17 protein-coding genes are annotated in these 19,655 nt (G+C 63.0%); 8 read left to right on the forward strand and 9 right to left on the reverse strand.

Annotation, left to right across the window (positions count from 1 at the left end):
• Positions 1 to 14: 14 nt before the first annotated feature.
• The 5 genes from F4U94_RS01135 (at position 15) to F4U94_RS01155 (ending at position 7,144) form a co-directional block, all read left to right on the forward strand.
• Positions 15 to 2,132 (forward strand): TonB-dependent receptor, encoded by a 2,118-nt coding sequence (locus F4U94_RS01135; RefSeq protein WP_120253135.1) that lies wholly within the window; start codon positions 15 to 17, stop codon positions 2,130 to 2,132.
• Positions 2,133 to 2,316: 184 nt separating this feature from the next.
• The gene (locus F4U94_RS01140; RefSeq protein ID WP_232016271.1) at positions 2,317 to 3,741 is read left to right on the forward strand and encodes a sensor histidine kinase; all 1,425 of its coding nucleotides are present in this window, start codon (positions 2,317 to 2,319) and stop codon (positions 3,739 to 3,741) included.
• A complete protein-coding gene (locus tag F4U94_RS01145) occupies positions 3,708 to 4,418 on the forward strand; it encodes a response regulator transcription factor (protein ID WP_120253134.1) in 711 nt (236 codons plus the stop codon). The genes F4U94_RS01140 and F4U94_RS01145 overlap by 34 nt, the downstream gene beginning before the upstream one ends.
• 109 nt (positions 4,419 to 4,527) lie before the next feature.
• Complete coding sequence (locus tag F4U94_RS01150) at positions 4,528 to 6,384, forward strand: methanol/ethanol family PQQ-dependent dehydrogenase (RefSeq protein WP_120253133.1); 1,857 nt, start codon at positions 4,528 to 4,530, stop codon at positions 6,382 to 6,384.
• Positions 6,385 to 6,493: 109 nt separating this feature from the next.
• The gene (locus F4U94_RS01155) at positions 6,494 to 7,144 is read left to right on the forward strand and encodes a pentapeptide repeat-containing protein (protein WP_120253132.1); all 651 of its coding nucleotides are present in this window, start codon (positions 6,494 to 6,496) and stop codon (positions 7,142 to 7,144) included.
• Positions 7,145 to 7,215: 71 nt separating this feature from the next.
• Here F4U94_RS01155 and F4U94_RS01160 read toward each other — a convergent pair whose 3' ends face one another.
• The gene (locus F4U94_RS01160) at positions 7,216 to 9,369 is read right to left on the reverse strand and encodes a TonB-dependent siderophore receptor (RefSeq protein WP_120253575.1); all 2,154 of its coding nucleotides are present in this window, start codon (positions 9,367 to 9,369) and stop codon (positions 7,216 to 7,218) included.
• Between the two features lie 299 nt (positions 9,370 to 9,668).
• Here F4U94_RS01160 and F4U94_RS24720 point away from each other — a divergent pair, with 299 nt between their 5' ends.
• From F4U94_RS24720 to F4U94_RS01175, 3 genes are read left to right on the forward strand one after another with little or no spacing between them, the layout of a single operon-like run.
• Complete coding sequence (locus F4U94_RS24720; RefSeq protein WP_197716465.1) at positions 9,669 to 9,983, forward strand: hypothetical protein; 315 nt, start codon at positions 9,669 to 9,671, stop codon at positions 9,981 to 9,983.
• Entirely contained in the window at positions 9,980 to 12,040 is a 2,061-nt protein-coding gene (locus F4U94_RS01170; RefSeq protein ID WP_232016269.1) for a TonB-dependent receptor domain-containing protein, read from the forward strand. The genes F4U94_RS24720 and F4U94_RS01170 overlap by 4 nt, the downstream gene beginning before the upstream one ends.
• Positions 12,037 to 12,411: a hypothetical protein gene (locus F4U94_RS01175; RefSeq protein ID WP_232016267.1), complete on the forward strand. Its 375-nt coding sequence runs from the start codon at positions 12,037 to 12,039 to the stop codon at positions 12,409 to 12,411. The genes F4U94_RS01170 and F4U94_RS01175 overlap by 4 nt, the downstream gene beginning before the upstream one ends.
• 33 nt (positions 12,412 to 12,444) lie before the next feature.
• Here F4U94_RS01175 and F4U94_RS01180 read toward each other — a convergent pair whose 3' ends face one another.
• From F4U94_RS01180 to F4U94_RS01215, 8 genes are all read right to left on the reverse strand, one after another.
• Positions 12,445 to 13,143, reverse strand: coding sequence for a YoaK family protein (locus F4U94_RS01180; protein ID WP_120253572.1), 699 nt, complete (start codon positions 13,141 to 13,143; stop codon positions 12,445 to 12,447).
• 17 nt (positions 13,144 to 13,160) lie between these two features.
• Positions 13,161 to 14,537, reverse strand: coding sequence for an alginate export family protein (locus tag F4U94_RS01185; RefSeq protein ID WP_120253131.1), 1,377 nt, complete (start codon positions 14,535 to 14,537; stop codon positions 13,161 to 13,163).
• On the reverse strand, positions 14,530 to 14,958 hold the full coding sequence (locus F4U94_RS01190; RefSeq protein WP_150411813.1) for a DoxX family protein: 429 nt from the start codon (positions 14,956 to 14,958) through the stop codon (positions 14,530 to 14,532). Before F4U94_RS01190 ends, F4U94_RS01185 begins: the two co-directional genes overlap by 8 nt.
• 1 nt (position 14,959) lies before the next feature.
• Complete coding sequence (locus F4U94_RS01195) at positions 14,960 to 15,826, reverse strand: VOC family protein (protein WP_425505027.1); 867 nt, start codon at positions 15,824 to 15,826, stop codon at positions 14,960 to 14,962.
• A gap of 443 nt (positions 15,827 to 16,269) precedes the next feature.
• Positions 16,270 to 16,944: an orotidine-5'-phosphate decarboxylase gene (gene pyrF / locus F4U94_RS01200; RefSeq protein WP_120253128.1), complete on the reverse strand. Its 675-nt coding sequence runs from the start codon at positions 16,942 to 16,944 to the stop codon at positions 16,270 to 16,272.
• A complete protein-coding gene (locus tag F4U94_RS01205) occupies positions 16,941 to 17,291 on the reverse strand; it encodes a lipopolysaccharide assembly protein LapA domain-containing protein (protein ID WP_120253127.1) in 351 nt (116 codons plus the stop codon). Before F4U94_RS01205 ends, pyrF begins: the two co-directional genes overlap by 4 nt.
• A gap of 34 nt (positions 17,292 to 17,325) precedes the next feature.
• Complete coding sequence (locus F4U94_RS01210; RefSeq protein WP_249042017.1) at positions 17,326 to 18,216, reverse strand: aldose 1-epimerase; 891 nt, start codon at positions 18,214 to 18,216, stop codon at positions 17,326 to 17,328.
• Entirely contained in the window at positions 18,213 to 19,625 is a 1,413-nt protein-coding gene (locus F4U94_RS01215) for a sugar porter family MFS transporter (protein ID WP_120253125.1), read from the reverse strand. The genes F4U94_RS01210 and F4U94_RS01215 overlap by 4 nt, the downstream gene beginning before the upstream one ends.
• Positions 19,626 to 19,655: the final 30 nt, after the last annotated feature.

A 19,655-nucleotide genomic window follows, 5' to 3' on the forward strand; every position in this document is an offset into this window, starting at 1 on the left:
AACGGGGGTTGAATATGTTGAAATGTGCACCGGCTGCGATTGCGGCCTTCTCTCTTGTTGCGCCTGGCGCTTTTGCCCAACCGTCTGCCGAAGACACGGACGAGGCGGCCATCATCGTCACCGGCGTCGTCGATCCGCTGCGCCTCAACCAGAAAAATGACGGGGCGAGCCGGCTTGGCCTTACCGCGCTGGAAATGCCGGCCAGTGTCGAAACGCTGGATGGCGACGCCATTCGCCTGCGCGGCGACCTTACCATTCAGGATGCTGCCGCGCGCGCGACGGGCATCGTCAACACGTCGGGCGTGTTCGGTTTCGGCCTCTCTGCGCGGGGCTTTACCGGGCAGAATTCGGTCATGACCCTGTATGACGGCATGCGCATGTACAATAATACGCTGACCTTCCCCGCCGATCCGTGGATGGCGCAAAGCGTGGAGATTTTGCGCGGCCCGGCTTCAGTCCTTTATGGCGAAGGCGCGATCGGTGGCGCGGTCAACGTCGTGCGCAAGCAGCCGTCGGACAATATGCAGGTCAGCGGGCGCGTAGGCGTGTCGTCCTATGACAGCTTCAATATCGGGGTCGGCGCAGGCGGCCCGGTTACGGACGGTGTCGCTTTCCGCGCGGATGCCAGCGTTCGCCGGTCCGAAGGGTGGATGACGCGGGGCGACGCCGATGCAGTGGCGCTGGCCGGCGCTATCCGGCTGAAGCCCGCCGCGAATCTGAGCATCACTCTGTCCCATGACTATAGCGAACAAAATCCCCGCACCTGGTTTGGCGTGCCGCTCGTCAATGGCGCGCTTGATCGCTCGATCAGGAAGAACAACTATAATGTCGCCGATGCCCGGCTGCGCTTCCGCGACAATTGGAGCCAGGCGAAAATGGAGTGGCAACCGTCGGACGCATTGACCATCCGGAGCATATTCTATCATTTGTGGGCGAACAAATATTGGAAAAATGCCGAAACCGTCACCTATGTGCCGGCGACGGCCAGCAATGCCGCGCAGGTCCGCCAATCCAGTTTCCTGGAACTGTACCATATACAAAAACAGACCGGCAACCGTACCAGTGCGACGTTGAACCATGGCGTCGGCGGACTGGACAATAGTCTGGTGATCGGCTTCGACGTCAATCGCATCAGTTACAAGAATGTCAGTAACAGCGGCAATAATGCAACGCGCTTGGTCGATGCCGCCAATCCCGATCCGGGGCTGTTCCTTCATCAGCCTGGCGCACCGACCAAGCCGCGCTACACCAATCGCATCCGCCAATATGCGCTGTTTGCCGAGGATCGACTGAAGTTCAGCGAGCAATTCTCGCTGGTGGGGGGCCTGCGCTACGATCGGCCGGAAATTACCAAGACCGACTATGTGAACGCGGCCAACAACTTCGTCGCCACCCCCGATGCGGTGACATGGCGCATGGGCGCGGTCTATAATCCGGTGCCGTCGCTGGCGCTCTATGGCCAATATGCCACGGCGGCCGATCCGGTCGGCGCGCTGGTGTCCACCAGCATGGCGCAAAGCGATTTCGACCTGTCGACCGGCCGGCAATATGAGGCAGGGATAAAGCATATCTTCTGGGGGTCGCGCGGGCAGTGGACCTTGGCCGCCTATGATATCGTCAAGCGCAAGCTGCTGACATCCGACCCGTTGATTCCCACTATTCAGGTACAGGTGGGCCAGCAAAGCTCACGCGGCGTGGAGGCTTCGCTCTTCCTTGAGCCGATCGACCGTCTCAGCATCATGCTCAATGGTGCGCTGGTCCGGGCGCGCTATGACGATTTTGCGGAGTCGGTAGGCGGCGTGCTGTTCCAGCGGGCCGGTAACCGCCCTAGCAATGTGGCGGCAAAGACCGCTAACGCGTTCGTCAGTTGGGAGTTTGCCGATAATTGGGTGATGGACGGTGGCGTCAGCCATGTCGGCAAACGGTATCAGGACGCGGCGAACAGCCGGATCGTCCCGGCCTACACGCTCACCGATGCAGGGGTGCGCTGGCAATTTGTCGAGGGGGCGAGTGCCGCGCTGCGCGTGCGCAACATCTTCAATGAGACTTATGCCCGTGCCACTTATGGCAGCAGCCAGTGGGTGCTGGGCGACCCGCGCACGGTCGAGGCGACGCTGCATCTCGCTTTCTGATGTAACGCGCATGACGCGGCGGGGGCCATCGGCTCCCGCCGCGTCATCTGCACCATGTCCTTCCTGACGGACGTGATGGCGGCCGACGCACGTCCTGCATCCTCCCTTGGTATAAGGGACGTTGCGCGAGCCATGATCTAGCCTTTCGCCAAGCCCTGCAGAGGCTGGGGACTGGAGAGGATATGTGGTGACTCTGGTGGGATTTCGGGGTCTGTTCCTAACCGGTGCCATCGCCGTCGCGATGGGCCTTGGCGCTTTGCTGGGCACTATAATCTACCTGCAAGGATCGACGCATCAATTCGCGCGGCGAGCAGATATGGCGCAGCAGCAGGCTTTGCTGCTGGCACATATCGACGCGGAGTCGGCCCAGCTCTTGCTGAACCGTTCCACCACTGCCCAGACCGAATTGGGTGTGGCGGTCAAAGCCTATTTTGCCAGCATCGCCGAGGAAACGACGCTGATGGGCGATGATGCGTCGGACCTTGGCTATCAGGCGCGGGAGGAAGCCAATGCCAGGCATCTGCTCCAGCTGCTTCAGTCCGGCCCGGGTGCATTGCCTGCAATCAGACAATTGGTTCGCAGCATAGCGGCGCAGGAGAATAGTGAAGCGCAGGTCGCAACGCAGCAGGCGCAGCAAGCGCAGATCGGTGCATGGCGACTGATATCGGTCATCATCTGCCTATTGTTGGCCCTGCCATTCGGTGGGGCTTTCTTCCTGTGGCGGCATCTGGTGGTTCCGCTTGCGGCTCTGGCCAACGCGACCCGTTCCATCGCGCAAGAGGATGATCGCAAGCCGTTGCCCGGCAGCAGATTGCGGGAAGTCCGGCAATTGATCGCGCATTTCGAGGATATGGCGCTGGCGGTCGAAGACAAGGTGATCGCGCGGACACGCGAGCTGCAAAGATTGAACCAGCAGCTGGGCGAAACCGATCGCCGCCGCCGCCTTTTCCTGTCCAAAGTCAGTCATGAACTGCGCACGCCCGTCACCGTCATGCGGGGTGAGGCAGAGGTGGCGCTGCGCATGGATGGCGACGTGTCGGTTCTGCGCGATGCATTGCAGCAGATATTGGACAGCAATCTCTTTCTGGAACGGCGGCTGGACGACCTGTTGACCCTGGCCCGTGCAGAGGACGGGGCGTTGCCGATACGGCAGGATCGGGTCGATCTTGCACAATTGGCGCGTGAGGTCGGGCAGAGTGCTTTTTCCTTTGCCCATGCCAGCGGCATCCGGCTGGAACTGGAGGCGCTGGATCGACCCATGCCCATCATGGGCGACGCAGACCGTTTGCGGCAGGCGATGCTGGCGCTGGTGGATAATGGGGTCAAATTCTCTCCCCCCGGCAGCACGATCCGATTGCACGGAACCCATACAGATGGGGAGGTCGGGATCGTCATCGCCGATGAGGGGCCGGGCGTCGCGGATGGCGAACTGGACCGCATCTTCGACCCCTATGTGCAAGGGAAAGCGGGCCGATCGCTGGGCGGCACCGGGCTCGGCCTGTCGCTGGCCCGCTGGATTGCCCAGGCTCATCAGGGCCGGATCAGCGCCTATAACAGGGATGAGGGAGAAGGATTATGCGTGTCGCTCAGGCTGCCGGCGCGGGTTTGAGGATATTACTTGTGGAGGATGATCCGGGCATTGGCCGGTTCGTCCATCGCGGCCTGACGGCGGAAGGCTATGCCGTGGAATGGCAGACATTGGGGCGCCGCGCGCAGTCACGGCTGGCATCGGGTCAATTTCATGCGGCCATTCTGGATCTGGGCCTGCCCGATGCGGATGGTGCCGACCTCTGCCGAGAGGCGCGCGCTAAGGGCAACGACCTTCCCATCTGCATGCTGACCGCGCGCGCGGAACTGGAGGACAGGCTGGACGGCTTTCGCTGCGGCGCGGACGATTATCTGACCAAGCCCTTTTCGTTCGACGAGTTGCTGGCGCGGTTGAACGTAATGATCCGGCGCAGCGCCGTCCAATCTCAGGACCGGATCGTGCTGGATGGATTGGTGGTCGATGTGCGCGGCAGGGCCGCGCGGGTGGAAGAAGTATCGCTCCCCCTCAGCCGTCGCGAGTTCGACCTGCTCCACTGCCTGGCGCGTCAGGCGGGGCAGGTCGTCACCAGAGGGCAGATATTGGATGAGGTGTGGGGACAGGATGCGGAGGTCACCGAAAATGCGGTGGACGTCTATGTCGGCTATCTGCGCAAGCATCTTATCCGCCATGACGGGGCGCCCGACCTTTCGACCGTGCGCGGGGTCGGGTTCCTGCTGCGGCATCGGACCAAAGCATAAGTCAGTCTGAGCGCTTTCTCATAAAGCCATCAGGACCATCTCATAAAACGCCGCCTACTCTTGGCTTCGACAAGCGGGAATGACCGCAGTCTGGCTTTAGGAGGATGCGATGATGGGAAGACGGGGGCGTCTGATGGCGTGCGCCATGGCGGTGCTGGGTGCGGCACCGGTGGTCGGCCAGCCGGCGGCGCAGAAGCATGATTTCAAGCTGCCCGGCGTGACCTGGGAAGACATATTGGCGGATGATAAAAGCAACGACAATGTGTTGATGTATGGCTTGGGCGTGAAAGCGCAGCGCTATAGCGAGTTGACCCAGATCAACAGTGAAAACGCGAAGAAGGTCGTGCCCAAATGGGTCTTCTCCTTCGGCGACGAACGGCAGCGGGGACAGGAAAGTCAGGCGCTGGTCTATGACGGCGTCATCTATGTCACCGGTTCCTACAGCCGCGTGTTCGCGCTGGATGTGAAGACCGGCAAGAAGATATGGTCCTACACCGCCCGCCTGCCCGACGATATCCGTCCCTGCTGCGACGTCGTCAATCGCGGCGCGGCCATTTATGGCGACAAGATCTTCTTCGGCACGCTGGACGCGGGGATGGTGGCGCTGGACCGCAAGACCGGCAAGGTCGTGTGGAACAAGAAGTTTCAGGATCACAAGGCCGGTTACACCATGACCGGCGCGCCCACGATCGTGAAGGACAAGAAGACCGGCCGGATCATGCTGATCCACGGATCGTCGGGCGACGAATTCGGCGTGGTGGGCGAACTATACGCCCGCGATCCCGACACGGGCGAGGAAATTTGGATGCGCCCGATGGTGGAAGGGCATCAGGGTCGCCTGAACGGCAAGCCGTCGAGCTTCACCGGCGATCCCAAGGCGCCCAGTTGGCCCAATGACAAGGACGGCAAGAAGGTCGAGGCCTGGAATCACGGCGGCGGCGCACCGTGGCAGTCTGCCACCTATGACGAAAAGACCAACACCATCGTCATCGGCACCGGCAACCCCGCGCCGTGGAATACGTGGAAACGCTCGCCGGGCGACAGCCTCTATACGTCGGGTCAGGTCTATATCGAGCCTTCGACGGGCGAGCCGGTCGGCTTCTTCCAGCATACGCCCAACGACGCCTGGGATTTTTCGGGCAACAACCCGATCGTGCTGTTCGATCTGGAGAAGGACGGCAAGACGATCCGGGCGGGCGCCCATGCCGACCGCAACGGCTATTTCTTCCTGACCGACCTCGACAAGCTGACCAAGCGCGACGGGAGGATCAGCAAGCAGAAGGGCAGCGCGCTCGGCATTTATCCCTTCGTCCCCAATATCAGTTGGGCCAGCAAATGGGATGTCGCCAACGGGCGGCCGATCGAAAATCCGGGCCAGCGCCCGCCGCCGCCAGCGCCGGGCAAGGACAAGGGCGAGAGCATCCGCGTCACGCCCAATTTCCTCGGCGGTACCAACTGGATGCCCATGTCCTACAATCCCGGCACCGGCCTGTTCTACATCCCGTCCAACGACTGGTCGGAAGATTACTGGACCGAAAATGTCACCTATAACAAGGGGGCCGCCTATCTGGGGCAGGGTTTCCGCATCAGGAAGCAGTTTGACGACCATGTCGGCGTGCTGCGCGCGATGGACCCCAAGACCGGTAAGATCGCCTGGGAAGCCAAGGAACATTTGCCGCTGTGGGGCGGGAACGTCACCACCAAAGGCAATATCGTCATCCAGGGCACCAGCGATGGCTATGTGAAGATCTTCAACGCGAAGACCGGCGAGGAGCTTTGGAAGTTCCAGACGGGGTCCGGCGTGGTGTCCGTGCCGATCGTCTGGGAAGAGGATGGCAAGCAATATATCGGCCTCGCCTCCGGCTATGGCGGCGCGGTGCCGCTATGGGGCGGCGACATGGCAGACCTGACCCGCACGGTCAGCCAGGGCGGCTCCTTCTGGGTGTTCGAACTGCCCGACGCCTGAATTATCTTGGCGCGGCGCCGACACGCCGCGTGAAGCGCCCGGCCGGACATGCGACCTCCCTCGCGTCTTCGGCCGGGCACCCTCTTTCGCCCATGGATCGGAATATCCCATGCGCCTGATTGTCCTTTCACTGCTGGCCGTCTCGGCTGTCACGCCTGCCCATGCTCAGCAAAAGATCGTCAATATAGAAGAGCGTCCGTCCCCTTGGGTCGTGAACGGATGTACCATCGCCCCGCACACCGCCTGTCCGGGGGCGGACCTGCGGTTTGCCGATCTGGCGAACGCCGATTTGACGGGCGCCGACCTGAATGGCGCCAAATTGTCGCGCGCCGATCTGCGGCATGCGAACCTGACCGGCACCAATTTGGAAGGCGCGGATCTGGAAGGGGCAGACCTGTCCATGACATTCCTCAATGGTGCGCGGCTGACTGGCGCATCGCTGCGTGGCGCCAATCTGGCCTTTGCCCGGGCCGGTCATGCGACGTTCGACGGCGTCGATTTTACGGCGGCGACTTTGGAAAAAGCGCTGCTGAAAGGCGCGTCATTCAAAAGCGCAAAACTGATCCATGCAGATTTGCTGGAAGCGAAATTCTACGAAGCCAATCTGGAAGGGGCTATCATGGATGCGTCACGCATCCGCTTTGCGGTGTTCCAGGACGCCTGGATGAAGGATTGCTCCGGATGTCCGGCCAATTGGCAAAGTGGCGACACGGTCTGGCAGACGGAGGAAAAGGAACGGCTACGCAATCAGGTACGCTGAACGGCGATGCCTGCGCTGCTGATGCAGCGGAGGCAGTCCAGTGCGAATGAAGGGGCGCCACGATCATGCGCTTACAAGCTGCCCCTGAGCGTGAAGATCAGGCTGCGGGGCGCGGCATAGCGCGCGCTGCCAGTGGATAGGCCCGAATAATAGGTCTTGTCGAAGACATTATCCAGATGTGCGGCCAGCGTCAGATGGTCGGAGAAACGATATTGCGCCATCAGGTCCAGTGTCGCCAGGCTGCCCTGTGTGTAGAATACGCCATTTGGCCCCGCATATTCGGTGCGCCCCTTGCCCTGCCATTGCAGGTTGCCGCCGATCGTCAGCCCATCCAGATCGCCGGGCAGCCGATAGGTGGTGAACATCTTGAAACTGTCCTTGGGGGTTTGTGGCAATTGGCGCACGCCATCGCGATCTTCCGATCGCGCATTGGCAAAGCCGCCCGCAACGCGCCATCCGGGCAGAATCTCGCCATTCACTTCCAGTTCGAAACCGGACGATTTCATGCCTGATACGGCGTGATATGCGGTGCTGCCGTCGGGGGCGAAGATGCCATCGCCATCGGCAATCGCATAATTGTCCTGCTTCATGCGGAAAACTGCGGCGCTCGCAGCCAGGCGCCCGTCGAAGAAATCGGCCTTCAGGCCAGCTTCATAGGTATTCCCTTCCAGCGGTGCCAACATGTCGCCGTTCACGGTACGCGCCGTCTGCGGCTCGAACACGCTGGCATAGCTGACATAGGCCGAAAGGGTCTTGGTGATGTCGAGCACGGCACCGACATAGGGGGTCAGCACGGCCTTTTCCCGAGTGCCGGGGGTCCATGTCCGGGGACCGGTCACGCCCTGCGCATAGCTGTCCTGTTTCCACCATGTCAGTCGGCCGCCGATGATGATGGACAGGGGCGAAATCGGCTTCAGGCGCGCGACACCGGCGGCCGCGCTGGTTTTGACGCGATTGCCGGCCAGGCTGCCGGTTGCCGACAGGTCGGGTTTCAGCACGTCGCCGGTCTTGAAATATGTCAGCGCGTCGATCGACTTCATATAGTCTGGGCCGTCCCACCAGCCGGGATAGGGGGTCTGGTCGTCGTTGAACTGGGCATGGCTCAGCGTCAGCGCGATATGCTGTTCCTGTCCCAATGCGTCGAAGCTGCCGCGCAAATTGGCATAGACGGCATCCAGCTTGAGGTCGGATGCCCAGCGGGTGGCGTAGAACGTACCGCCAAGGCCCGTATTCTTGTCGATCGCCGTGCCGAAGAAATAGCCGATCGTCTCGTCATAGGAGCCAGATTTATGTTCGGCGTCGATCTGCAGATGCCATCTCGGATCGAAATCATGCGCGATGGAGGCGAAGATGTTGGTGCTCTTGCGGCTGAAGTCCGACCAATTCGCCCCGCCATTGGTCGATCGCGCGAAATGGGTCTCGCTACCGTCGGTGAAATAGAGCGGCACGCCGCCGCGCGATGCGCCGGTGCTGCGGAAATTCTGATATTCCACGCCGGCGGTCAGCAACGTATTGGGGGCCAGGTCCGCTTCGATCACGCCGTACAGCGCCTTGCGCTTGATATGCTCGCGATCGATGAAGGTGTCATTATCCTGCCAGGCACCTGCGACGCGTGCGCGCACCCGGCCGTCGGATGTCAATGCACCGCCCACATCGCCCTCGATCCGGTACATGTCCCATGATCCGACCCGGGCCGATACGCTGGCGCGCAGATCGGTGCCTGGGCGCTTGCGGATCATGTTGATCGCGGCGGCGGGATTGCCGGTGCCGGTGATCATGCCTGCCGATCCGCGGATGACCTCGACCCGTTCATAGGCGACTAGATCGGCCGTATCCTCGGTAAAGCCATAAAGATTGGTCGGGCGTGCGACGCCATCGACCAGATAGTTTTTGACCGCCACGCCGCGCGCCGTGTAGGCGGTGCCGTCCGTGCCGAGGGCGCTCGTCCGATTGGACTGGATGCCCACGACCTGATCCATCACGTCGGAAATTTCGTACAGCCCTTGCTCCTGCATGCGCAGGCTGTCGATGGCGGTCACCGATTGCGGCGTTTCGCGCGACGAAAGGTGGAGGCCGGTCGTTTCCGTCTTGCCCGTGACGATGATGGAATCGGCATCGATGTCACCTGCCGGAGCCTGCGCATAGGCATGGGCGGCGCTCAGCAGGGCCAGGGCGACGGCCGAGGCGCCGGAATTGCGGGCAAGAAGCTTGACGGTAACGGACATGGCATGGCCCCCCAAATTGATCATTTGCATTGCGATCGACTGTCTGTGCGAATCTCTCATCCGCTTGCTGCGGGCCATTAATGAGATTGACTCTCATATGCAATGTAACATTATAGAAATAATATTTCGGTCGGATTGTGAAGATGGCCAGCGGGCCATGCTCCAGCGGCAAAGGATTTGAAGGCGTTAGGTGCCAAAAAACGGGTTGGCCTTGGAAGGATGACGAGATTGATAGTATATGCTATTGCGAATCCATCGCAATTAATCTAGGCGCCGCACATCATTTTTAGGGGCGGACGATGGCAGCGCAACTCATTGCCGGTTTCCAGAATTATCAGACCGATCTGGACCGCTGTCCGGTCCGGCGGACCGGTGGTTTCGCGCTGGTGACCGACATTGCGCAGGCAGCCGATGTCCGCATAGCGCCTTCTCCCGAACCGATACGGGACGTGCCGCCCCGTCCGGAAAAGGGACAGAAGGAAGCGGCCAAAGCCGCTATCGATCAGCCCACGGTCGAGCCGCCGAAACGCGCGCAGCCGCTGCCCAAGCCACCTAAGGATGTCATTGGCGACACGATCGAACGGATCGTCCCGGTAGAGTTTTTCATGCGATGAATCTGACCCTGTTCTTTTCCAGCTTCGCCGCCGTGGCGGTAACGCCCTCCGACGATCAAGTGCGGCCGGATATGGCCACACAGCATCCCACGCACCCGCCGGTGATACCAGCCGGTCCCAATCCGGTATATCCGGCAGACTTTTACGCGCCTTTCCAGCCCCAGACGGCGCTCGACATGCTGGAACGGACACCGGGCTTTTTGCTGTCGGAAGGGTCGAGCCTGCGTGGCTTCGGCGGCGCGGCGGGCAACGTCCTGATCGACGGCCAGCGTCCCACGGTAAAGGCTGGCGGGATCAGCCAGGTGCTGCGCCGGATCAGCGCCTCGCGCGTGGAACGCATCCTGCTCTTGCGCGGCACGGACGCGGCCGAGGCGCAGGGGCAGACGCTGGTGGCCAATGTCATCCTGCGCACCGATGCCGGGGGCTCGGGCAATGCGTCCGTCACGGTGCGCCATACGTCCGATGGGCGCTTGTCCCCCTCCGCACAGATCAGCCATGCCCGCCGCATCGCCGGCTGGCAGACCAATGTCGAACTGTCCGGGGAAGTGGCGCGCTTCCCGGCCAAGGGCCTCTATTATAATCGGGATGCGGCAGGTCAATTGACGCAGACCCGGTTCGAAAAGACGACGGCCAAGGCACCCGAATGGGGGCTGGCCGCCTCCACGTCCGGCGCGGTTGCGGGCGGCGCGCTGACCGTCAATCTGCGACTGAACAAGGATGGTTTCCGCTCCCGCCGCGCCATCGACATTTTTGCGGGCGAGCGGGACGGCGCGCCCCGGGCGATGCGTGATATCGTCTACGAAGAAAAGGGGAAAAGCGCCGAATTGGGCCTCGATTGGACCCGCGCGATTGGATCGGGCTGGACCACCAAATTGGTCGGCCTCGCCCGGCTGGAGGACGGCGCCACGGATGAAAATTATGCCGAGCCGGGCTATCAGGGCGTCTCCTCGCTTCGACAAAAGCCGCTCGAACTCGTCGGCCGCAGCACGCTGACGCAGGAGGGCGACCATGTGATCCGCCCGGAACTGGGCATGGAAATCGCCTATAACCGCTTGTCGAGCCGGCTGGATTATGCGGAGGATGTGGGCGGCGGTCTGTTGCCGGTCAATCTTGCCAATGCCGATACGCGCGTGTCCGAATTGCGCGGCGAAGCCTTTGCCAATCTTACCGTCAAACTGGCCGGCACGCTCAATCTGGAAAGCGGCATGGCCTTTGAGATGTCGCGCATCCGCGTCGTCGGCGACTTTCCGAACGAACAGAGTCTGTCCTACTGGAAGCCCTCGGCCGCGCTCGTCTGGTCGCCAACGGGACGCACGCAACTGCGCGTCGGTGTTCGCCGGACGGTGGATCAACTCGACTTCGGCGATTTTGCCGCATCGGTGAACCAGGCCGATGGCAGGCCGCTTGGCGGCAATGCCGGCCTGCGTCCCGCTCGCGTGACCCGCGGGCTGGCCCGGATCGATCATCGCTGGGGCAAGGGCGGCGCGATCGCGGTCGAGGGCTATCATCAATGGCATCAGGGGTTGCTTGGCTATCTGTTGCTGCCGTCGGGGGACGAGGCTTTGGGCACGATCGGCAATGCGCGCCAATGGGGTGTCACGGCGCAGGCGACCTTGCCGCTCGACGATGCGATACGCGGCGCGCGGCTGACGCTGGACGGCACGCTGCGCGGCTCGCGCTTGCGGGATCCGGTGACGGGCGGGGCTCGGCACATGGACGATATCTCGCCGCGCAGCCTGACCGCCGAATTTCGCCATGATGTGCCCGCACTGCGATCCTCCTGGGGGATAAACTATGCGGCGGCCGAGCGCGGGTCGGTCTATTATACCGGCGAATGGCTGGCCTGGCGCGACGACGCCTTGTGGGGCGCCTATGTCGAAACGAGCGCGCTGGCCGGGTTCAAGACGACCCTGAAAGCCAGTGCCATCAACGGGCAGGATACGCACCGCCTTCGCCGCTTCTACACGCCCAGCCGCGCGGGTACGGCGTCGGGACTGGAACAGCGCGATCAATGGCAGGGCGCAATCCTGTCGCTGACTGTGGCGCGCGCCTTATGAAGCGGACCACCCTGCCGCTGCATCGCCGCACCCGGGTAGAACGCCGGGTGCTGGCCTTCATACGCGGCGAATGGTCCAGCCATCCGGACCCGCGCGCCGTCCGCTGTTTCGCCATTCTGCATCGTCTGGCAGAGCGGCGGGGCCTGGGCATCCAGCCGCCCGGCACATCCTATGTCAGCGAAGGCGAACTGGCGTTATTGTCTTGGATCGCGAGCAGCCAGCGGACAAGCGCGACCAGGCAGCCAGCAAATGATTGGCGACTGGCCGTGGTGACGGCCCGGTGCGGTCAATGGCTAAACCGGATGCGGCTTCGATTGTCGCCATTGACCCTGCACAGCGGACCGGACGGCACCGTCGCGTCGGGCCGGTGATGTGACGCCGAGGCTTGGTGCGGCCAGCCACTCCTATCCATGGGGCAAAGCGGCGACCGGATGCCGCACGCACAGCAACGTCCCTGTCAGCACGATGAAGCCTGACAACAGCAACGGCAGGGCCAGCCCCAGATGGATCACCATCACCGCGCCCAGGGCCGCACCGGCGAAGATGGCGACGATCGCCCCGACCCGGCGGGCAAGATTGGGATTCCCGCCCCCCGCCAGGCTGGAGTCCGCCGCGATTCCCGTGACTGTCAACGTCAGGACGGTGGTGGTCAGGTCGGGCACCTTCAACTGGCGGATGGTCGCATTGCGAAATCCCATGGCGATGGCGGTCAGGGTGATGATGGCGAACAGGGCAGCGGTGGGTTTCAGCGTCGGCACGTCAAAGCCCAGCGCAACGCCCGCCGCGATCCACAACAATGCCGCCTCGATCAGCGCCGCGATGGTCAGCCACTGGCGCAGCGGTCGCTTGCCAAAGCGCTGCCCCACGCGCCCGGCGACAAGAGCGCCGAGAAAGAAGGTGAAAAGCGCGACCAGATAGGGCGCGACCTGAAATCCCGGCGCCTGCGCTGCGGCAAAGCCCAGAAAGACGACATTGCCCGTCATGTTGGCCGTGAACACCTTGCCCAGGCCCAGAACGCTCACGGCGTCGATCAGGCCGGTCGTGACCGACAGCAACAGCAGCAGGCCGGGCAGGGGAGAGGGGGAAGAAGGCGAAGTCGGCATGGCGATGCTCCTGAAGTTCAAAAACGGAAATTGGCTTCGAAACCGGTCATGGCGATGGTTTTCGCCGGGCCGGTCTGGCGGATGAAGGCGCCGGGCGCAAAGAGCGACAGCGACGTGGACAGTTCCAGTTCGGGCGTGGCCTGCCATGCCAGCGTCGCTTCGGCTTCCTTGCCGATGAAGCGGGCGCGGCTGTGGTCGGCGGCGCGAATGAGATTGCCGGGAATATCGTACAGGCCGTCGTTCCAGGCATAGCGCCAATAGGCCATGGCAGCGATGCTGGCGGAAAAACCATTGCCCAGCGGCGCGCTGATCCGGGGATTGACGCTGATGATGTTGGTCGGGCCGACAGGTGACAATTCGCCGAAATATTTGCCCTTTGGAAATAGCGCGTTGAACGTGCCCAGCGTGCCGTCACCGCGATGCCGATCGCCGCTCACGATGTTGAAACGCAATGTCGCATCGGGTGACAGGGGCAGGGCGTCCAATGTCCGGCCGACTTCGGTGCCCAGCGTCCAGGCGGCAATGCGCTGCTCCTCATGATGGCCGAACTGCCCGACGGCCTCCACATTCCAGTGCCATTGGTCCCGTGCGCCATGGAAGCGCAAGCCGATGCTGTGACGCACCTCGCGCCCGATCCGTCCGCCAAAGCGCGCGGCGCGGTTGCGATAGCCCAGATAATAGAGGTCGAATTGCGGCAATGTCGCATAGGCGCCCCATAATCTGCGCGTGTCGGAGGTGCGATCGTCGAAGCTGTCGGGACCAGCCTGCACCGGATTGAGCAGGAACAGATCGATCGCGCGTCCTTTGCCCAGCGACAGGCTGCCGCGCACGCCGTCGAACGCCAGCGGCATATTGGGACCATAGCGGGTGCCGACCAGCCTCTCGGTGCCTAGCGATAGCATCTGACGTCCGCCCCGCAGCATGACCGGGCCAACGGCGACCTCCGCAAAGCCCTGAAGCATGTCGACCCGGCTCTGATCGATCGGACTGGCCGATGGCGCGACGCCCATGGCATAGCTGATGATCGGCTGGGCGAAGGCGCGCACATGCACGCCATCCGCCGCGCCGACATGCAGGTCCGCGTAGGGCATGGCTCGCGCCCAGACATAGCTGTCGTCCGGCGCTTCGGCCCCACCCCACAGATTGTCGGCATAATTTTCGTTGCGCACCCGCACTTCCACGCCGGTGGAAAGCCAGGCGTCCGGCCCAAGCGGGATATATTTGAATGGACCGGTCCAATGGCGGCGCCGTTTTTCCGCATCGGCCAGGTCCGACCAGTCTTCGTCATAGCGGGGGATCGACAGGGTCGGCGCCTGCCAGGCTTCGGTCGTCTGCGCGGCCAGCGGGCCGGACGCACAAAGCGAAAGGAGGAGGCAGGCGCGATATTTAGGCATCGCGCCGCGCCCGCCCGGCCACCAGCGCGATCAGGATAAACCCGCCGATCAGGCCCAGATGTTCGAAAAAGGCGTTGGTGGCCATGAAACGGTCCTGCCCCGCCGGCATCGTCCAGAAGGCGTTGGCCGTGAAGGCGGCCAGCAAGGTGAAGATGCCCAGCATGCCGGCGCCCAGCCAGACCAGCCGCCCGGTCAGGATCAGCAGCGGGCCGACCAGTTCTATCCCGATGGTCAACGCGGCCCATAGCGCGGGCGGGTTCATCCCGAAATGCGCCTGTTCCGCGACGGCGCCTGACCAGTCGGCCAGTTTCACGCCGCCTCCAAGCATATAGGCGCCGACCAGCAGCAACCGCGCGACGAACCAGGTCGGCCGCCAGTCCAGGATCGTCGCGACGAAGCGGGGGCTATGCTCGCTACGCATCTTATTGCGCCGCCGGGCTGTGGATTTCGGCGATGTAGCCGCCGGGAAAGCGCAGGATCGCGCTTAGCCGGCCGGCAACGGCCTTGGGCGTGACCAGCGTTTCCACGCCTGCGGCGGATGCCTTTGCCAGTGTGGCGTCAATATCGGCAACGGCATAGCCGGTCATGTCTCGGCCATAGGGCCAGGGCAATTGCCCGTCCGATACGAACAGGGTCATCTTGCCATAGCCGCTCTGGATCGCGACGCGGCGGATCGTCTTGCCGGTCTGTCCGATTTCCTCGCCCTTTGCGGCATGATCGTCGGAAAGGATCTTGCCATGGGCAAAGCCGGTCCAGCCCTTGATGAAGCGGTCGGCCGCATCGGCGGTCAGGTAGACGCGGTTTTCCGGCACGCTGGCGAGCGCTGGATAGTTGGGCTTGGCGGTGTGCCAGTATAGCTGCATGTTCACGCCGCCGGGCCACTGCACCACCGCGTCGCGGCCGATCGGATCGGGGAAGGTGGTGATGCGGCGCACGGCGCCATGGGCGACCGCCGATGCGACCGCCGCGTCCATGTCGCTCACCAGATAGCCTGTACGCTCGTCGCCGAAGGGATAGGGGATGGGCGTCTTGAAACCGAAGACGGACACGGTGCCGGCGGGGGTGAGCGCCAGTTGCGACTTGGTCAGGCTGGGCGTGGGCGTAACCTGAAATTCGCCCTGTTTCGACGTGGTGCCGCCGAATGTCGCGACGAAGCTGGTGACGAAGGCATCGAACTGGCCTTCGGGCACATAGACATGGGTCGTGTCATATTGCGGCCCGACGGCATAATCGGCGCTTCCGACGGGCTTGGCCGATAACGGCGTGGCGATAGGGGCGGCGGCGACCATCAGGGTCGCCATGATCATGGACAAGCGTGTCATGCCTGTTGCTCCGACAAGAAAGGGCGGGGTTGCCCGGTGAGGACTTGTCTAGGGGCAGCAACAAAAGCAAAAAATCCGAATAATATCGACCGTGATGTTCTATATTATCGAATAGTAGGGTGGTGCCTAACTTGAGGGCGGACGGCGGGTCTCGCCGGATCGATATGATTTCCCGTTATCGGTGATTGCGAGCGAAGCGAAGAAGTCCGAGGATGGCTTGGCCTTCGCCTGCTTTTAGCTCGACAGTCTCGCAGTGCCGGTGCGGGCCATTCTATGCCAACAGGCACCGACATAAAGCCATGCCCCTGTTCCCCGGCGTAGGCCGGGGCCAGTTCCATGCTCTCTTCTCGATAGGCGTAACATGCCTCCCATCAACCGCGCCGGGGCGCGGAGAGGCATAGATGCCGGTCTTACAGGGTCGCTTCAATCTCGCGCGCGGCCAGATCCGGATCCTCCGCCTGGCTGATCGGACGGCCGATCACCAGCATCGATGCGCCCCGATCCAGCGCTTCGCGCGGGGTCACGGCGCGCTTCTGGTCGCCCATCGCGCCGCCGATGGGGCGCACGCCGGGCACCACGAAATAACCATCATGCCAGGCCGCCTTGGCGATCGCCACTTCCGCGCCGGAACAGACGATCCCGTCCAGCCCCGCGCTCTGCGCCAGATCGGCCAGGCGGCGGACCTGATCCTCCGCTTTCCCACCGACGCCGATGTCCAGCAGGTCGCCATCGTCCAGGCTGGTCAGCACTGTCACGGCCACCACCTTGGTATTGATCCCGGCTGCGGCCTTCGCATCCTCCAGCATGGCGCGGCCGCCGGCGGCATGGACGGTCAGCACCGCCGGCTCCAGCATATGCAGCGCCTGCACGGCCTTGGCCACCGTATTGGGAATGTCGTGGAGCTTGAGGTCCAGGAAGATCGGCAGCCCGAACTTCATCATTTCATGCACGCCATGATGCCCATTGGCGCAGAAGAATTCGAGGCCCAGCTTCAACCCGCCGACATGATGCCGTACCTGACCGGCCAGCGTCTGGGCCTTGGTCAGGTCGGGCGTGTCGATGGCGACATAGATGGGGCTGCTCATGCTGGTCCTGTAACGATTGGAGTTGGAGTGGGCGAATCCGCCATGCCGGTCAGGCTGGGGGCGTCGGAAAAGGCGGGCGATGGCGGCGGCGCGGCGGTGGCCGTGGCGACCACCAGCGCACGTTCCGTGCTGTCGAGCCGACGCTTCAAGCGCCAGCGCGTCGCTCGCGCCATGATCCAGAAGGGCAGGGCGCCGAGCAGAAATGCGCCGATCAGCAGGACGGGCAGTTTGGTTTCCATCACCATGTCGCCCCACAGGCGCACGGTCACGGGCACGTAGTTCGCCATGCAGAAGAAGGCGAGCGCTACGGCGATGACCACCCAAAAGGCTGTCCGCAAAAATTGCATAGGCTAGACCCTCTTTCCGTTGCTGAAGGGCAGCTTAGGCGATTGCGGCGGATTTCGGAAGCGCTTGCTCGATTTTGTCGATGGCGATGGTCATGGACAGGCACGCCGTCTCGCCGGGCGCCAGGATCGGCATGCCGTCCCGGTTGATCGCGTCGGGCATGTGGCTCACCGGCTCCAGACAGAAAAACGCCTCGCCGGGCGGGCGATAGACATGCAGCCAGTCCGCGCCGGTGGCCGTCATCGTCAGCCGCACCCCGTCGCTGCGCTGGACGATCGCCGTCCCGTCCCAACCGGCATAGGCATTGTCGACTAGGCTGGTGCCGCGCACGATGGCGGGACGCGACCAGTCACCCAGCATGTCGGCGGGGGCCTCTCGGTCGGGTAGCATGCCGGGCGTGGACAGCCACAGGCCATGCGCGCCGAAAGTCAGCATAGCGGCCTCATCCGCCAGAAAATAGGGGTGGAAGCCCAGCCCGATCGGCATCGCCACATCGCCGATATTGGTGGCGGACAACGAGATGGACAGCTGTGATGGCGTCAGCGCCACTTTCTGTTCGGCCCGATAGGCAGACGGCCAATGGTCGTTGCCGCGATGCTCATGGATCAGCCGCGTGGACGATTTACCTGTCTCACTCGCTGTCCAACTTGCCTGCCAGCCAAAGCCATGGATGCTGTGCGGATGGTCGCCGAAATTGAGCGGCAGTTGATAATCCGCGCCTTCGAAGGCGAAGCGCCCGTCCGCGATCCGGTTGGCGTAGGGCACCAGCGGGAAACTCGCCATGGCGAGCGGATCGCCGGCCCCCTCCGGCGCGCGGCGCAGGAGATCGACGCCGTCCAGCGACAGTCCCAGCAGTGAACCGCCGACAGCGGGCGAAAAGGCCGCTTCCAGCCCTCCCGCCCGCAGGATGATGGCATCCTTGCTCAGCCTTCCATATCCTCAAGCTCGCGACCCTTTGTTTCATGCACCATGGCACGGACGAAGAAGAAGCTGATCAGCGCGAAGAAGGCGTAGCCGGTGTATGTGACGACCAGCCCCGGCGATACGGCCAGCGCCGGGAAGCTGACGGAGATGGCGGCGTTCGCGATCCACTGGGCGAAGCCGGCGACGGCCAGCCCCGATCCTCGGATCTGGTTCGGGAACATCTCGCCCAGCATCACCCACATGATCGGACCCCAGCTGAGGTTGAAGAAGATCACATAGAGGTTGGCCGCGATCAGCGCCATCAGGCCGTTATGACCGGGCAGCGATACTGCGCCGTTCGCGCCGGTGACGGCAGTGGAGAAGGCATAGGCGACGATCGCCAGCGTCACGGCCATGCCGGCCGATCCGATCAGCAGCAACGGTTTGCGACCGATCCGGTCCACCAGCATGATCGTGCCCAGGCACGCGCCGATCGACAATACGCCAGACAGGATGTTGATCTGAAGCGCATTATCTTCCGAGAAGCCGACGGCCTCCCACAAGGTCGCGCCATAATAGAAGACGACGTTGATGCCGACCAGCTGCTGGAATACGGCCAGGCCAATGCCAGTCCATACGATCGGGCGGATCTTGCCGGTGGTCTTGCTGATCAGGTCGCTCAGTTTGGGGCGATGATGATCGGCGGAGAGGCTGGCCCGGATTTCGGCGACCTTGCGCGCGGCTTCCTGCGGTCCGAACAGGCGGGTCAGCACGGCCAGCGCGCGATCGTCATGCCCGCGCGCGACGAGATAGCGGGGGCTTTCCGGGATGACGAGCAGCGCCAGGAAATAGATGGCGGCCGGGATCGCCTGCAACCAGAACATCCAGCGCCAGGCCGGGAAGTCCAGCCATAGCGGCGCGGTGGACCCGCCAGCGTAGCGGGCCAGCACGAAATTGGCGACGAACGCGCCAGTAAGGCCCGAAATGATCATCACCTGCTGCACCGACGACAGCCGACCGCGCACATTGGCGGGGGTGACTTCGGAGATATAGACAGGCGAAATGACGCTTGCTGCGCCCACGCCCAGCCCGCCGATGATGCGCGCGATGATGAAGATGGCGGAGGAACCGGCGGCACCGGCGACCAGCGCGCTGACCAGGAACAGGATCGCCGCCAGCATCATCACGCCGCGACGGCCGATGATGTCGGCCATGCGCCCCGCGCCGAACGCACCGATGGACGACCCAACCAGAATCGCGCCGACATTGATGCCGATGCCCAGCTTGCCCAGGTCGAAGGCGCTTTCCAGCCCCTTTTGCGTGCCGTTGATGACGCCACTGTCATAGCCGAACATGAACCCGCCGATCGTGGCCACCGCCACGATCGCGGCGATAAAGGCCATGTTGACCTTTTCCGCGCTCCCCTCACTCATCCGTCTTCGTCCTTCCAATTCTTATATCGT

Origin of the sequence: Sphingobium limneticum (assembly GCF_008710155.1) — a bacterium.
Lineage (GTDB): Bacteria > Pseudomonadota > Alphaproteobacteria > Sphingomonadales > Sphingomonadaceae > Sphingobium > Sphingobium limneticum.

Excerpts from the sequence above, each read along its gene's own strand:
- F4U94_RS01155 (WP_120253132.1), top strand. The coding sequence starts at position 6,494 with ATGCGCCTGATTGTCCTTTCACTGCTGGCCGTCTCGGCTGTCACGCCT.
- F4U94_RS01160 (WP_120253575.1), bottom strand. The coding sequence starts at position 9,369 with ATGTCCGTTACCGTCAAGCTTCTTGCCCGCAATTCCGGCGCCTCGGCC.
- F4U94_RS01185 (WP_120253131.1), bottom strand. The coding sequence starts at position 14,537 with ATGCCTAAATATCGCGCCTGCCTCCTCCTTTCGCTTTGTGCGTCCGGC.
- pyrF (WP_120253128.1), bottom strand. The coding sequence starts at position 16,944 with ATGAGCAGCCCCATCTATGTCGCCATCGACACGCCCGACCTGACCAAG.
- F4U94_RS01150 (WP_120253133.1), top strand. The coding sequence starts at position 4,528 with ATGATGGGAAGACGGGGGCGTCTGATGGCGTGCGCCATGGCGGTGCTG.
- F4U94_RS01170 (WP_232016269.1), top strand. The coding sequence starts at position 9,980 with ATGAATCTGACCCTGTTCTTTTCCAGCTTCGCCGCCGTGGCGGTAACG.
- F4U94_RS01190 (WP_150411813.1), bottom strand. The coding sequence starts at position 14,958 with ATGCGTAGCGAGCATAGCCCCCGCTTCGTCGCGACGATCCTGGACTGG.
- F4U94_RS24720 (WP_197716465.1), top strand. The coding sequence starts at position 9,669 with ATGGCAGCGCAACTCATTGCCGGTTTCCAGAATTATCAGACCGATCTG.
- F4U94_RS01180 (WP_120253572.1), bottom strand. The coding sequence starts at position 13,143 with ATGCCGACTTCGCCTTCTTCCCCCTCTCCCCTGCCCGGCCTGCTGCTG.
- F4U94_RS01195 (WP_425505027.1), bottom strand. The coding sequence starts at position 15,826 with ATGGTCGCCGCCGCCCCTATCGCCACGCCGTTATCGGCCAAGCCCGTC.
- F4U94_RS01205 (WP_120253127.1), bottom strand. The coding sequence starts at position 17,291 with ATGCAATTTTTGCGGACAGCCTTTTGGGTGGTCATCGCCGTAGCGCTC.
- F4U94_RS01175 (WP_232016267.1), top strand. The coding sequence starts at position 12,037 with ATGAAGCGGACCACCCTGCCGCTGCATCGCCGCACCCGGGTAGAACGC.
- F4U94_RS01215 (WP_120253125.1), bottom strand. The coding sequence starts at position 19,625 with ATGAGTGAGGGGAGCGCGGAAAAGGTCAACATGGCCTTTATCGCCGCG.
- F4U94_RS01135 (WP_120253135.1), top strand. The coding sequence starts at position 15 with ATGTTGAAATGTGCACCGGCTGCGATTGCGGCCTTCTCTCTTGTTGCG.
- F4U94_RS01145 (WP_120253134.1), top strand. The coding sequence starts at position 3,708 with ATGCGTGTCGCTCAGGCTGCCGGCGCGGGTTTGAGGATATTACTTGTG.